10 protein-coding genes are annotated in these 13,750 nt (G+C 64.9%); 7 read left to right on the forward strand and 3 right to left on the reverse strand.

Going from position 1 to position 13,750, the window contains the following annotated elements:
* Positions 1-357 precede the first annotated feature (357 nt).
* From CUJ91_RS08260 to CUJ91_RS08275, 4 genes are all read left to right on the forward strand, one after another.
* Positions 358-1,587 carry a cytochrome P450 gene (locus CUJ91_RS08260; RefSeq protein ID WP_114156076.1) on the forward strand — a complete coding sequence of 410 codons (1,230 nt, stop codon included), beginning with the start codon at positions 358-360 and terminating at the stop codon, positions 1,585-1,587.
* A 161-nt stretch (positions 1,588-1,748) separates the two neighbouring features.
* Positions 1,749-2,756, forward strand: a complete 1,008-nt coding sequence (gene ku / locus CUJ91_RS08265) for a non-homologous end joining protein Ku (RefSeq protein ID WP_114156077.1) — start codon at positions 1,749-1,751, stop codon at positions 2,754-2,756.
* A 9-nt stretch (positions 2,757-2,765) separates the two neighbouring features.
* Positions 2,766-5,588, forward strand: a complete 2,823-nt coding sequence (gene ligD / locus CUJ91_RS08270; protein ID WP_114156078.1) for a DNA ligase D — start codon at positions 2,766-2,768, stop codon at positions 5,586-5,588.
* 271 nt (positions 5,589-5,859) lie between these two features.
* Entirely contained in the window at positions 5,860-6,162 is a 303-nt protein-coding gene (locus CUJ91_RS08275; RefSeq protein ID WP_029968318.1) for a hypothetical protein, read from the forward strand.
* 19 nt (positions 6,163-6,181) lie between these two features.
* Here the strand turns inward: CUJ91_RS08275 and CUJ91_RS08280 are convergent, their stop codons facing one another.
* The gene (locus CUJ91_RS08280) at positions 6,182-7,147 is read right to left on the reverse strand and encodes a LysR family transcriptional regulator (RefSeq protein WP_114156079.1); all 966 of its coding nucleotides are present in this window, start codon (positions 7,145-7,147) and stop codon (positions 6,182-6,184) included.
* 160 nt (positions 7,148-7,307) lie between these two features.
* Between CUJ91_RS08280 and CUJ91_RS08285 the strand changes: the two genes are divergently transcribed.
* Together CUJ91_RS08285 and CUJ91_RS08290 are read left to right on the forward strand one after the other, a co-directional pair.
* On the forward strand, positions 7,308-8,324 hold the full coding sequence (locus CUJ91_RS08285; protein ID WP_029968319.1) for a zinc-binding alcohol dehydrogenase family protein: 1,017 nt from the start codon (positions 7,308-7,310) through the stop codon (positions 8,322-8,324).
* 396 nt (positions 8,325-8,720) lie between these two features.
* Entirely contained in the window at positions 8,721-9,284 is a 564-nt protein-coding gene (locus tag CUJ91_RS08290) for a DUF6013 family protein (RefSeq protein WP_006048900.1), read from the forward strand.
* Positions 9,285-9,308: 24 nt separating this feature from the next.
* On the opposite strand, the gene CUJ91_RS08295 is transcribed toward CUJ91_RS08290, so the two are convergent.
* Positions 9,309-10,115, reverse strand: a complete 807-nt coding sequence (locus tag CUJ91_RS08295; protein ID WP_029968320.1) for an ABC transporter permease — start codon at positions 10,113-10,115, stop codon at positions 9,309-9,311.
* A complete protein-coding gene (locus tag CUJ91_RS08300) occupies positions 10,112-10,822 on the reverse strand; it encodes an ABC transporter ATP-binding protein (RefSeq protein WP_114156080.1) in 711 nt (236 codons plus the stop codon). Before CUJ91_RS08300 ends, CUJ91_RS08295 begins: the two co-directional genes overlap by 4 nt.
* 191 nt (positions 10,823-11,013) lie before the next feature.
* Here CUJ91_RS08300 and CUJ91_RS08305 point away from each other — a divergent pair, with 191 nt between their 5' ends.
* Positions 11,014-13,653 carry an AsmA family protein gene (locus tag CUJ91_RS08305; RefSeq protein WP_114156081.1) on the forward strand — a complete coding sequence of 880 codons (2,640 nt, stop codon included), beginning with the start codon at positions 11,014-11,016 and terminating at the stop codon, positions 13,651-13,653.
* The last annotated feature ends 97 nt before the right edge of the window (positions 13,654-13,750 follow it).

Genomic DNA, 13,750 nt, shown 5'->3' on the forward strand with positions numbered 1-13,750 from the left:
GGGGGCTAGGGGGCCGTCCTAGTGCTTTGCTGCCGCCGTCGAGCGCCTCTGCGCGCGTGAAACGCAAACAGGGCGTTGGCTCAAGTGCAATCCGCGTCCGCCCGGTTCATACTGACGCATCAAACCACGCTCACTGCTCACTGCCATTGCATGCAGAAGCCGCCGCGAGATTTTGGCGTGAAGTTCAAACGGACTTCATTGCACTGAAGCGCCGCGAAGCAGTGGCAACGCACAGCCAACGTACAGGCAAAGCACACGCAAAACGCAAAACGCAGCGAGCGCCCGACCAAAACACGCCCCGCAACACACGAGCACAGAAACACACGAGCACAGAAACACACAACAAGGAGACAACGCATGTCCACGGCGACCGCCGACGCAGCCACCCTCGCGCGCAACTTCGATCTGCGCCACCTGAGCCCCGAGTTCTATGCGGACCCATACCCGGTCTACCACGCGCTGCGCGCTCACGAACCCGTCAAGCGCATGCCGGACGGCTCGCTCTTTCTCACGCGCTTTCGCGACGTGCAGGCGGTGTACCGCGACCCGAAAACCTTCAGTTCGGACAAGACCGTCGAATTCCGTCCGAAGTACGGCGACTCGCCGCTCTACACGCATCACACCACGAGTCTCGTATTCAACGATCCGCCGCGCCATACGCGCGTGCGCAAGCTGATCGCCGGCGCGTTGACCGCGCGAGCAATCGCGGCGATGGAGCCGGGTCTGGTCCAACTCGTCGACGGCTTGCTGGACGCCGCTGCCGAGCGCGGACGCATCGACCTGATCGGCGACTTCGCGTCGGCGATTCCGGTGGAGATCATCGGCAATCTGCTCGACGTGCCGCATGCCGAACGCGCCCCGTTGCGCGACTGGTCGCTCGCGATTCTCGGCGCGCTCGAACCGTCGCTCACCGACGCGCAATTCGAGCGCGGCAACCGTGCCGTCAGCGAATTCGTCGATTATCTGCGCGGCCTGGTCGCGCGGCGCCGACGCGAGCCGGGCGATCCGCAGCACGATGTGCTGACGCGGCTGATTCAGGGCGAGGCCGGCGGCGAGCAATTGTCGGAAGAAGAACTGCTGCAAAACTGCATCTTCATACTGAATGCAGGCCACGAAACTACCACGAATCTGATCGGCAACGGGCTAGTCACGCTGACCGAATGGCCGGACCAACGCGCGGCCTTGCTCGCCGAACCGTCGTTGATCGAATCGGCTATCGAGGAATGCCTGCGCTTCGAGAGCTCGAACCAGCTCGGCAACCGCATGACCACTGTCGATACCGAAATCGGCGGCCTGCCGGTCGCGCGCGGCACGCCGGTCACGCTGTGCATCGGCGCGGCGAATCGCGATCCCGAGCAGTTCGCCGAGCCCGACCGCTTCGATATCCGCCGCGAGCCGAACCGGCACCTTGCTTTTGGCTTCGGCATCCATCAATGCGCGGGGCTTTCGCTGGCACGGCTCGAGGCACGGATCGCCATCGGACGTTTCGTTCGACGTTTTCCGTCGTATCAGCTCGATGGCGAGCCGACGCGCGGCGGACGCGTGCGTTTTCGCGGCTTCGCGGAAGTACCGCTGTTGTGTCGATAGAAGGCGAGGCGGCAATACGCGGGACTCCGTAGTTCTTGCCGCCATCATGCAAGAGTTACAGCACGGCGCGCGCTGATGACGGCGCGCCCGCGCCGTGCGTCGGCAGAGCGCCGTGGCATGCTTGCTGCTTCTCCTAGATTCCAGACCCAGGGGAGCGCACGATGGCACACATGATCTGGAAAGGCGCGATCAGCTTCGGCCTTGTCCACGTACCGGTGCAGTTATATCCGGCCACGAAATCGGAAAAGGTCGGCTTCAATCTGCTCGACAAGCGCACGATCGATCCGGTCGGCTACAAGCAGATCAACAAGCGCACCGGCAAGGACGTGACGCGCGATAACATCGTGCGCGGCTTCGAGTACGAGAAGGACAAGTACGTCGTCCTGAGCGACGAGGAAATCCGCGCGGCCAATCCCGAGTCGACGCAGACGGTGGATATTCTCGCGTTCGTCGACGCCCCGGACATCTCCTTTCTCTATCTCGACACGCCTTACTTCCTGACGCCCGACCGCAAAGGCGAAAAGGTCTATGCGCTGCTGCGCGAGGCGATGAAATCGTCGGGCAAGGTCGGCGTCGCAAGCGTCGTGCTGCACAACAAGCAGCATCTCGCGGCGCTGATTCCAGTCGGCCCCGTGCTCGCTCTGAACACACTGCGCTGGGCGGACGAGGTCCGCGATTTCGACGAATTCAAGTTGCCCGCCGAAGGTGCCAAGGCCGCCGGCGTGAGCGCGCGCGAGCTCGACATGGCGCAGAAACTGATCGACGACATGAGCGACACGTGGGACCCGTCGAAATATCACGACACGTTCCGCGACGACATCATGGCGCTCGTCGAGCGCAAGGTCCGCGAGGGCAAGACCGAGGAAATCACCGACATCGAAGCGCCGCGCGAATCGCGTCAATCGGCGGATATTCTCGATTTGTCCGATCTGCTCAAACGTAGCCTGGGACGCGGTAAGAGCAAGCCCGCGTCGGGCTCGCGCAAGCGTGCCGCGGACGATGAAGCCGCCGACGAAAACTCGGAGGCGGAAGAAGACAGCGGCTCGACGGCAGCGCCTAAAAAGTCACGCTCGACGCGCACGTCTCGCGCCAGCACGAGCGGCAGCAAGACCGGCCGCGCCGCGGCGAAGTCGACGACGGCTTCGCGCAAACGCCGCGCGGCGGCATGACGACACTCCATGAACGACAGACTCGACCTCTATAACCGCAAGCGCCGCTTCGACGAAACGCCGGAGCCCGCGGGCACCGCCGCGAAAAAGCGCGGCAGCCGCGGCGCCACCAGGCCGACAGTCGAACAGGGCCTGTCCTACGTGATCCAGGAACACCACGCACGGCGTCTGCACTATGACTTCCGGCTCGAACTGAACGGCGCGCTGCTGTCGTGGGCCGTGCCGAAAGGGCCGAGCCTCGATCCGTCGGTGAAGCGCCTCGCCGTGCATGTCGAAGACCATCCGGTCGAATACGGGACATTCGAAGGCGAGATTCCGCCGGGCAATTACGGCGCGGGCACGGTCATCGTATGGGACCGCGGCACATGGGAACCTGTCGGCGGCCCGGCCGAAGCGGCGCGTGCGTATCGCGCAGGCAAGCTCAAGTTCCATCTGCACGGCGACAAGCTGCACGGCGGCTGGACGCTCGTGCGCAGCCACATGCGCGGCGACGCGGACAAGGAACAGTGGCTCCTCATCAAGGAACGCGACGACGAGGCGCGCGACGAAAGCGAATACGACATTCTGGCCGAACGGCCCGGCAGCGTGCTGAGCGGCGCGGGGACGCCTGCGGGGAAGGCAAAAGCCGGCAAGCAGAGCGATAAGCAGGCCATCAAGCAGAGCGCCGGCAAAACCAGAACCGCCTCGGTGCGCGGCGATCCGAAGCGCCCCGACATCGTCGCGACGCGCAGCAGCGAGTCGCTGCGCGAACTCGCCGCATCGCCCGCGATAGAAGGCGCGGTGAAGGCCAAACTGCCTGCCTCGCTGAAGCCTCAACTGGCGACGCTCGTCGACGCGACGCCGCCCGGCGACGACTGGACATACGAAATCAAGTTCGACGGCTATCGCGTGCTGGCCCGCATCGACGCAAGCGAGAAAACCCGCGGCGTGCAGGTCTTCACGCGCGCGGGCAACGACTGGACCGCGAAATTCAGCAAGCAGGTGAAGGCGTTCGCGCAACTGGGCCTCGACAGCGCGTGGCTCGACGGCGAAGCCGTGGTGCTCGACGAAAACGGCGTGCCGAGTTTCCAGGCGCTGCAAAACGCGTTCGATTCGAACCGTCCGCAAGACATCGTCGTCTATCTGTTCGACGTGCCGTTTCTCAACGGTTACGACTTGCGCGGCGTGCCGCTGCAACAGCGCCGCGCGATTCTGCGCGCGCTGCTGGAGCCCGTCGACGACAGCGTGCTGCGTTTTTCGAACGACTTCGAGTTCAGCGCCGACGATCTGCTGAAAAGCGCGTGCGACATGGCGCTCGAGGGCATCATCGGCAAGCGGCGCGACAGCGGCTATGTGTCCGGCCGCTCTGCCACGTGGATCAAGCTGAAGTGCCGTCGGCGGCAGGAGTTCGTGATCGGCGGCTATTCGGAACCGTCGGGCAGCCGCGCGGCGTTCGGTGCGCTGCTGCTCGGCGTGCACGACAGCAAGGGCAAACTGCAGTACGCGGGGCGCGTGGGCACCGGTTTCGACGCCGCGTTGTTGCGCTCGGTGAAGAAGGAACTCGACGCGCACGAAACGAAGCGCATGCCGTTCGCGAGCACACCGCGCGAGCGCAGCCGCACGCCTGTGCATTGGGTCGAGCCGGTGCTCGTCGCGGAATGCAATTTCGCCGAATGGACGAGCGACGGCATCGTGCGTCAGGCGTCGTTCGTGAGTCTGCGCAAGGACAAGCCGGCGCGCCAGATCGTCAAGGAAGCACCACGCAAGGGGGACGACGTGCAACAGCAAACCGATATCGAGGCCGAGGTTGCGCCGAAAAAGCGTGCGGCGCGCGGCGAGGCCAACAAAACCGCCGCCAAATCCGCCAGCAAAGTGGCCACGAAAACCGCGAGCAAAGTAGCCACCAAATCCGCCACCCAAAACTCAGCCGAACCCACCGCACCGCGAGCCAAAAAATCCTCGCCCGCCGAAGTCGCCGGCGTCCGCATCTCGCATCCCGACCGCGTCATCGACAAGAGCACCGGCGCGCGCAAGATCGACCTCGTGCAGTACTACGAATCCGTCGCGCAATGGATGCTGCCGCATCTCGTCGACCGGCCGGTGTCGCTCGTGCGCGCGCCGGAGGACATCGGCGGCGAGCTGTTTTTTCAGAAGCACACGCAGAAGCTGTCGATTCCAAACATCACGCAGCATCCCGGGCTCGATCCGGGTCATCCTCCGCTGATCACCGTCGATAGCGCGAAGGCGCTCGTCGGCGCCGCGCAAATGGGCACGATCGAATTTCACACATGGAACGGCGTGGCGTCGAACATCGAAAAGCCGGACCGCGTGGTGTTCGATCTCGACCCGGACCCGTCGCTCGGCTGGGACCGGATGATCGAGGCCGCGATGTTGACGCGCTCGCTGCTCGAGGAACTCGGCCTCACGTCGTTCTGCAAGACGAGCGGCGGCAAAGGTCTGCACGTGGTCGTGCCGCTCTCGAAACACGCGGGGTGGGACGAGGTGAAGGAGTTCTCGCAGGCCGTCGCGCAACACATGGCGAGCACGCTGCCCAAGTACTTCAGCGCGAAGATGGGCGCGCAGAATCGCAAGCAGAAGATTTTCGTCGACTATCTGCGCAATAACCGCGGCTCGAGTACCGTCGCCGCGTTTTCGGTGCGGGCGCGTCCCGGCCTCGGCGTTTCGGTTCCGCTTGCTTGGGACGAAGTTGCGCAAACGACGGGCGGCGATCAGTGGAATATCGAGAACCTGCACGAGCGCCTCGACGAACTGAAGGGAGACCCGTGGGCCGATTATGCAAAGACGCGGCAACGCATTACGGCGGCGATGAGGAAGCGTCTGAGCGGCGCGTAGCTGAGGGTGGCTGCGGCTCGCTGGGCGTGGAGTATTTGGCCTATGTAGCCTATGTGGCATATGTCACGTTGTGATGTATGTGGCGGAAATCGCGTGCGTGACGTTGGCGGCGTATGTCCATACGTGGCGTACATGCCATATGCGGCGTACTTGGCACATACGGCGGCACGTCCTCACCACGTCAAACGCGCCTTCGCACACATAGCACATCGTGACATATCGCCTCTGCCGCATTCCTTCAGGCACCTCAAACGCAAAAAAGGAGCCCATTATGAAGAGCACACCGCAATCGTCCGACGGCGACAAGCAAGCCGATCCGCACGCACCGAAGAATCCTCAGTCGCTGGAGGAAGCTGCCGCGCCGCTGCCGCATGAGAACGACCAGAATGCCGAATCGCAGAACGACGAAGATCCGCGGCGCGTCGGCAAGCAGGCACATCAGGACGTCGAACGCGGTCTGCAGGACACGGACCGCCGCGGTGGCGGCGAATATCAGGAAAAGACGCAGAACGACGCGCACGCCGACACCAATTCGGACGACAGATCGCCCGGCGCGGGCACCGGCAAACGCTGATTCGCGCGAGCGACGCTAGCTAGTCCGGCTCGACGTCCCAATAGGGCGGATCGCCGAAATGAGCGGCGAGAAAGTCGATGAACGCAACTGTCTTCGGCGGTACGAATGCGCGGCTCGGATACACAGCCCAGATCGCCACCTGCTCGGCGAGCGGATAATTTTCGAGCACGCTGACCAGTTCGCCGCTCCGCAAAAGCGACGCGACGTCCCAAGTGGATTTCAGCGCGATGCCGAAGCCGGCGAGCAGCGCATCGCGGATCACTTCGCCGTTGTCGCTGACGATGCGCCCGCTCACGCGCACATCGAGCCGTCCGGCCGGCGTGTGGAAGGCCCAGTCCCGCTGGTCCGACAGAATGATGCATTCGTGCTGCGCGAGATCCGACGGATGATGCGGCGTGCCGCGCTCTTCGAGGTAGGACGGCGCCGCGCACAACACGCGCCAGTTGACCGCGAGCCGGCGCGCCACCAGCGACGAATCCTTGAGTGCGCCAATCCGGATCGCGACGTCGATACCGGCATCGACGAGATCGATCACCTGATCGGTCAGCCGCAGATCGACGCTCACGCCCGGATAACGGCGCAGGAATTCGCTGATGACAGGCGACACGTGCTGCCGTCCGAACGACGACGGCATCGACACGCGCAAGCGGCCTTGCGGCTCCACCTGGCCGCGTCCCACCGACGCGCGCGCGGCCGCCGCCGCGTCGAGCAGCGCTTCGGCGCGCGTCATGAACACTTCGCCGTCCTGCGTGAGACTGATGCGGCGCGTGGTCCGATGCAGCAGCCGCGCGCCGAGCAGCTTTTCCAGTTGCGCGATGCGCGAACTCGCGACCGCCGCCGACAACCCGAACTCGCGTCCGGCCGCCGACACGTTGGCGAGCAGCGCAGCCCGTACGAACAGGGCGACGTCGAGCAGATCGAGGCGCTCGCGCTCGCCGGCAGCGGGGCGCGCATCACGCGATTGTGGAGCAGCAGCAAGGTCCATTCTTCGGAAAATCAAAAAGATGTTTCAGCGATTATGCCGCTTTTGTCGCAGTAAGAGGCGCCTTACGATCACGTCCACGGATCGACGGTTGTACTCGTCACACGCGCACACCGCCGGTCCTCGTCCTTCAACTCTGACCTGAACAAAACAAGGAGCCTGTATGAAAGCCGTCGGCCTCTACCGCTATCTGCCCATCGACCACGAAGAAGCGTTGATCGACGTCGAGATTGCGCAACCGCAAGCCACCGGACGCGACCTGCTGGTGAAAGTCGAAGCCATCTCCGTCAATCCCGTGGATACGAAAGTGCGCGCGCCGAAGGACACCGTCGAGAAGGAGCCGCGCGTGCTCGGCTGGGACGCCGCCGGCACCGTGGTCGCGGTCGGCCCGGAGGCGACGCTTTTCAAGGTCGGCGACCCGGTCTTCTATGCGGGCAGCATCACGCGGCCGGGCGCGAACAGCGAGTTTCATCTCGTCGATGAGCGGATTGTCGGACGCAAGCCGGCATCGCTCGATTTCACGCACGCCGCCGCGTTGCCGTTGACCGCGATCACCGCGTGGGAAGCGTTGTTCGATCGCCTCGGCGTCTCGCCGCAGGGCGCGCACGAAGGCCGCACGGTGCTGATTTTCGGCGGCGCGGGCGGCGTCGGATCGATCGGCATCCAATTGGCCAAGCAGCTCGGCAAGCTCAAGGTGATTGCGACGGCGTCGCGCCCGGAGTCGGCGAAATGGGCGAGCGAGCTGGGCGCGGATCATATCGTCGATCACTTCGGCGACATGCCGGCGCAACTGAAAAAGCTCGGCATCGATCAGGTCGACTACGTGCTGCTCTTCAACGACACCGACGCGAATTTCCCCGCCGCGGCAGAGCTCGTCAAGCCGCAAGGCGGCATTTGCACGATCGTCGAGAACAGCAAGCCGGTGCCGGTCGAACTGCTGAAGGCGAAGAGCGCCGCGTTTCACTGGGAGTTCATGTTCACGCGCTCGATGTTCGGCACGCCCGACATGATCGAACAGCACAAGCTGCTGACGGAGGTGGCGCGTCTCGTCGATGCCGGAACGTTGCGCACGACGGTCGGCCAGCACCTGGGCGCGATCAACGCGGCCAATCTGCGTCGCGCGCATCGTCTGCTGGAGGAAGGGCGCGCGATCGGGAAGCTGGTGCTGAGCGGGTTTTGATGCGTGCGTTGTGACGCGGCTTTAGACGAGCCGCTCGTGACGAGGGGCTTTTAACGCGGCTTTCGCTCAGCGGTTTGTGACGAGTGGCTGCTGACGCGGCTTCGATAAGCAGCTTCTCACGCGGCTTTTCATGAGCGGCTTGCGACGTGCGGCTGTTGACGCAACTTCGACAAGCGGCCCCCGATAAAACGCGTCAGCGCAAGCGGGGTAACACCCGATGCCGCGCGAGCACGCGCGGCATCGCTTGGCGGTAGACTGGTAATGCATCATGCTAAGACGGTTGCGTGTCTCGCGTCCGTTGCCGGCTCCCGCACGCTGTATCTGGACCGTACCTGGGACCATGCGGGAGGGCCGCGCTCTGGCGGGCATGCAACGGCACAACAACGAGGTGACAGTATGAGCTCCAGCTTCAAACTCTCCGCCGTTCCAGTTGTCGCTTCTCTCGCATGCGCGCTTTCTTGCGGCATGCTCGCGCCGGCCGCTCATGCGGCGACGCCGATCACGGTGACGTCGCAATCCGCGCTCGACGGTCCGATTCGCTACACGGTGCGCGTCACGTCGAAACAGTTCGGCAACTCGCAGGAAACCCGCACGATCCGCTCCGGCCAGTCGGATGATTTCACGTGGAAAACGGTGCCGCCCGGCGGGGCGGTGCCTGCCACCGATGCGTGCCCGAACTACGCGTCGCTGCCGCTCGACGCGAACGGCGCAATGATCCGCCAGACGCAGATTCGGCTCGCGCCGGTCGTCGGCGAAGACGGCACGGCGACCGTGCAACTGAGCTTCCAGGCGCACAAGCCGGACGGCATGAAGACGGTCACGGCCGGCGGCAAATCGCTCAAGTGTCCGAACGATGTCAGCATGAGCCAGGTCCTGCGTTTCACGATGCCCGTGAACGGCAGCACCAAATCCCTGACGCTCAGCGACGGCACGGTTGTCGCGATCAGCGCCAGGCGGTGAAGCGTTGGCCCGCGCTCGCCCGGCTCACCGCCGCCCAGCGCTCCGCTCCACCAGCCGCGCCGACAAAAACCGGTGCTCCGCCGAAAACAGCCGCCGGTAAGTAAGCAGCACGGCGCCCACGGTCCCGAGCGCCGACGACGCGGCGATCAGGAACATGATCACGATCTGATAGCGCACCGCCTGCAGCGGCGACTGGCCGGCCAGCACCTGGCCGGTCATCATGCCGGGCAGGCTCACGACGCCGACCACAGCCATCTGATTCAGCGTCGGCATCATGCCGGCGCGCACGGCCTGACGCGCGGGCGCCTGCGCGGCTTCCCAGCGGGTCGCGCCGAGCGCGAGCGCCATGTCGACGCGGTCGCGGCGCGCGGTCAACTCCTCGGTCATGCGTTCGATGCCGAGCGATACGCCCGTGAGCGTATTGCCGAGGATCATCCCGAGAATCGGAATCGCATACTGCGGCTCGTACCACGGGTGAATGCGGATCACGACGAAGAGCCCAACCGCGGCCACCAGCCACGAACTTATCCAGATCGACAGGGCGCTGTCCACGCGTTGGCCCGGGTAAGTGCGGCTGCCGCGCTGCGCGCCCGCGAAGCCGGCAATCAGCGTCATCACGATCATCAGGGGCAGCACGACGAACCAGTGGTCGTAGCGAAACACCCAACCAAGCACATAGCCGATCGCGAGCAGTTGCACGACAGTGCGCACGGCGGCCCATGCGAGCTTGCGCTCGAGATCGAGCTTCAGCGCAACCGATACCGCGCCGTTCACGACGATCAGCAACGCGGCGATCGCGACGTCCCAGAGCGTCAGGTTCTGCAAGGTCATCGGCTGGGTTCCTCGTGAGTGGAGGCGACGGCCGGTTCGTCGAGCACGCCAGCCTTCATCGTCAGATGACGCTCGCTCATGCGCGCGGCTTGCGCGGCGTCGTGAGACACCCAGATCGAAGCGCGCGCGTGCGGCGCGGCGTCGAACCAGGCGCGCACGAGTCCCTCGATGGCGCGCGACGACTCGGGGTCGAGCGACGCGGTGGGTTCGTCGAGCAGCAGCACTTCGGGCGCGAGTTGCAGCACGCGAATCAATGCGGTGATTTGCGCCTCGCCGCCTGACAGTTCGCTTGCGAGCTTGTCAAGGAAGCCGTTGCCGCGGCCCGCCTGCGCAACGAGACTCGCCGCCTGCTCGCGGTCAAAGCGCACATCGCGATACGCGCGCAGTTCGAACGGATAACGCAGATTGTCTTCGACCGTGCCATCGAGCAGAGCGGGCCGCTGCCGGATATACGCGACGTTGCGCCGATGTTGCGGGATCGCGGCGCGCGCGACGGGCGCGCCTCGCCAGACGATGCGTCCCGCGTCGAGCGGATCGAGCAGGGCGAGCGCGCGCAGGAACACGCTCTTGCCGGAGCCCGACGGACCGGTGATGGCGACGCGGTCGCCGGCGTCGAGCGCGAAGCGCGTGGAGTGCAGAAGCGTCTGGCCGCGCGACGGATCGCGCCGCACGATGCCGTCGGCGAGGACGAGGGGGACGTCGGTCATGACAATGGACGAGGCGTGAGAAAACGCGATGAGCGATGCAGCATCATAAGGGCACGGAAGGGCACAAGACGCACAGCATTCGCATGAGTCCGTGCCGCGCTCAAACGCGATCGCGACTCTTACGATACGCAATCGCCGGGCACAATATCTGCTGAACGATCGGCACCCAAGAAGAAAACGCGGAGCCGTTGATGGCAGGGTCGAGCACAATCGGAAGACGGGCCGGCAAAATCGTCGCATGGATACTGGCGATCATCGTCATTCTGATAGTGGCGCTCACGGTTTTCATTCTGACCTTCGACTGGAACCGCGCGCGGCCTTATGTCAATGACAAGGTCACGCAGGCCATCGGCCGGCAGTTCACGATCAACGGCGATCTGAAGGTCGGCTTGCGGCGTCCCGTGGGCGAGACCGGCTTGAAAAGCTGGGTGCCGTGGCCGCGCTTCTCGGCGGCAAACATCACCATCGCGAACCCGGACTGGGCCAAGCGCCCGCAGTTCGCGACACTCGACGAAATCGATTTCCAGGTGAAGGTGCTGCCGCTTCTCGCGCACGACATCGTGATTCCCGCCATCAATCTGGTGAATCCGTCCGTCGATCTCGAACGCATGCTCGACGGACGCAACAACTGGACCTTCGAGTTGCCGAAGTCGAAGACGCCGTCGCAGTGGAAGCTGCAGTTGCACGACATCGTGTTCGCGAAGGGCAACATCGCGCTGTCCGATCAGCAGAAGAAGGTCGACGCGCAGATGGTCGTCGATACGCTCGGCCAGCCGATTCCGATCGGCGAGGCGATGAAGCAGCAGGAAGAGGCGTCGCGCAAGGCATCGGCGGAAGCGGTGGGTAAGGACGGCGCGAAGAAGCTGAGCGCGCAGGCCGATGCGCAGGCGGCCTCGGCGGCGTCCGCTGCTTCCGCGGCCGCGGCGCGCGGGGCTTCGGCGACGGATGTGCATGCGTCGGGGACCACGGCGGCCACGGGCGCTTCGGGTGGGCTGGTCGCGGGCGGTTCGAAGGGGGCAAGCGCGACTGCGCGGTCAGGCGCGAGCGGCGCGGCGGTTGCATCGGCTGCGACGCCGAGCGATGCACGCGGCGCGAGCGGAGCCAATGGAGCGAACCGCGCCAGCGATGCAAACGGAACGAGCGGTACCCACGAAGCCAACGGCGCCAACGAGGCCAGCAATACGAACCCCGCCAGCGCCCCAAATACCGCCCGTAACGGCAAACCCGAACTCCCGCCGTACGCGATCGGCTGGACCTTGAAAGGCACCTACAACAAGACGCCCGTGTCGGGCAGCGGCAAGGTCGGCGGCGTGCTCGCGCTGCAGGACGCGAACCGCCCGTTTCCCGTGCAAGCGGACGTGAAGGCGGGCGATCTGCACGTGGGCCTCGTCGGCACCATCACCGACCCCGCGCATCTCGCCGCCGTCGACCTGCGCCTGTGGGTGCAAGGCAGCAGCATGGCCAAGCTCTATTCGCTGACGGGCGTCACCTTGCCCGACACGCCGCCTTACGCAACCGAAGGACGTCTCGTCGGCCAGTTCAAGACGAGCGGCAACGTCTTCAAGTATGAAAACTTTACAGGCCGCGTGGGCGGCAGCGATCTGAACGGTTCGCTGACCTACACCGCGCGTCGGCCGCGCCCGCTGCTGCAGGGCGAACTCGAGTCGCGCCTGCTGCAATTCTCCGATCTCGCGCCGGTGATCGGCGCGGACTCGAACGCGAGCAAGGCCAAGCGCGGCGATGCGGCGAAGCAGCCGTCCAACAAGGCACTGCCCGTTGAAGAATTCCGCACTGACCGCTGGAAGGCGATCGACGCCGACGTGAAGTTCACCGGCCGGCGCATCGTCAAGAACGCCGATTTGCCGATCACCGACCTGTACACACACATCGTGATGACCGACGGCGTGCTGTCGCTCCAACCATTGAAGTTCGGCGTGGCCGGCGGCACGCTCGCATCGGACATTCATCTCGACGGTAGCGGCACGCCGCTCAAGGGACGCTTCGCGACTTCGGCGCGGCATCTGAAGTTGAAGCAGCTCTTCCCGAACTTCAAGACGATGCAAAACGCACTCGGCGAAATCAACGGCGACGCCTCGCTGACCGCGACGGGCAATTCGCCGGCCGCGCTCGCCGCGACATCGAACGGCGAGGTCAAGGCGCTCGTCACCGAAGGCACCGTGAGCCGCCTGCTGATGGAGGCCGCCGGCCTGAACGTGGCGAACGTCGTGTACGAGAAGCTCTTCGGCAATCGCGACGTGAAGATCAACTGCGCGGCCGCCGACTTCGTCGCGACCAACGGCGTGCTGGATTCGCGCGTGTTCGCACTCGATACCGACGACGCGGTGATCGACATCGACGGCAACGTCAACATGCGCGACGAAACGATGGACCTCGGCGTGCATCCGCATACGAAGGGTTTTCGCGTGTTCTCGCTGCGCTCGCCGCTGTACGCGAAGGGCACGTTCAAGAACCCGCATGTCGGCGTGAATGCTGCCGCGTTGGCATTGCGAGGCGGCGCGGCCGTCGGCCTCGGCCTCATCAATCCGTTTGCGGCGCTGTTGCCGTTGCTCGCACCGAGCAACAACAAGCCGTTGCCGTGCGCGCAACTACTCTCGCAAGTGCGTCAGGCGCCGACTGCGCCGCCGCCGGGCAGCAAGCAGCAGCCGAAGCCCGCCATCTCGCTCGAGGGCGTGCCGGTCAACAAGCGTTCGTCGGGGGCGGGGGCAGGTTCGGGGGCATCGGCGGCTTCTGGCGCTTCGGCGGTTGCACCGGCAACGCGCAAGCCCGCGCCGATGTCGCCCGCGAGCGCCGCCGAATACAAGGGAAGCTGAGGCCAAGGGAAGCTAAGGCACTTGCCTGTTTCCGCCGACTCGTGAAACTCGCACGTTCGGCGGCGGCCTTTCTTTTGTCTTTCTATGAAAGGCCAGC

This window comes from Paraburkholderia graminis (assembly GCF_003330785.1).
Taxonomy (GTDB): domain Bacteria; phylum Pseudomonadota; class Gammaproteobacteria; order Burkholderiales; family Burkholderiaceae; genus Paraburkholderia; species Paraburkholderia graminis.

What these genes read in the sequence shown, in the direction of transcription:
- CUJ91_RS08295 (WP_029968320.1), bottom strand. Translation starts at nt 10,115, where the DNA reads ATGACCTTGCAGAACCTGACGCTCTGGGACGTCGCGATCGCCGCGTTG.
- ku (WP_114156077.1), top strand. Translation starts at nt 1,749, where the DNA reads ATGGCACACATGATCTGGAAAGGCGCGATCAGCTTCGGCCTTGTCCAC.
- CUJ91_RS08275 (WP_029968318.1), top strand. Translation starts at nt 5,860, where the DNA reads ATGAAGAGCACACCGCAATCGTCCGACGGCGACAAGCAAGCCGATCCG.
- CUJ91_RS08300 (WP_114156080.1), bottom strand. Translation starts at nt 10,822, where the DNA reads ATGACCGACGTCCCCCTCGTCCTCGCCGACGGCATCGTGCGGCGCGAT.
- CUJ91_RS08285 (WP_029968319.1), top strand. Translation starts at nt 7,308, where the DNA reads ATGAAAGCCGTCGGCCTCTACCGCTATCTGCCCATCGACCACGAAGAA.
- CUJ91_RS08290 (WP_006048900.1), top strand. Translation starts at nt 8,721, where the DNA reads ATGAGCTCCAGCTTCAAACTCTCCGCCGTTCCAGTTGTCGCTTCTCTC.
- ligD (WP_114156078.1), top strand. Translation starts at nt 2,766, where the DNA reads ATGAACGACAGACTCGACCTCTATAACCGCAAGCGCCGCTTCGACGAA.
- CUJ91_RS08305 (WP_114156081.1), top strand. Translation starts at nt 11,014, where the DNA reads ATGGCAGGGTCGAGCACAATCGGAAGACGGGCCGGCAAAATCGTCGCA.
- CUJ91_RS08260 (WP_114156076.1), top strand. Translation starts at nt 358, where the DNA reads ATGTCCACGGCGACCGCCGACGCAGCCACCCTCGCGCGCAACTTCGAT.
- CUJ91_RS08280 (WP_114156079.1), bottom strand. Translation starts at nt 7,147, where the DNA reads ATGGACCTTGCTGCTGCTCCACAATCGCGTGATGCGCGCCCCGCTGCC.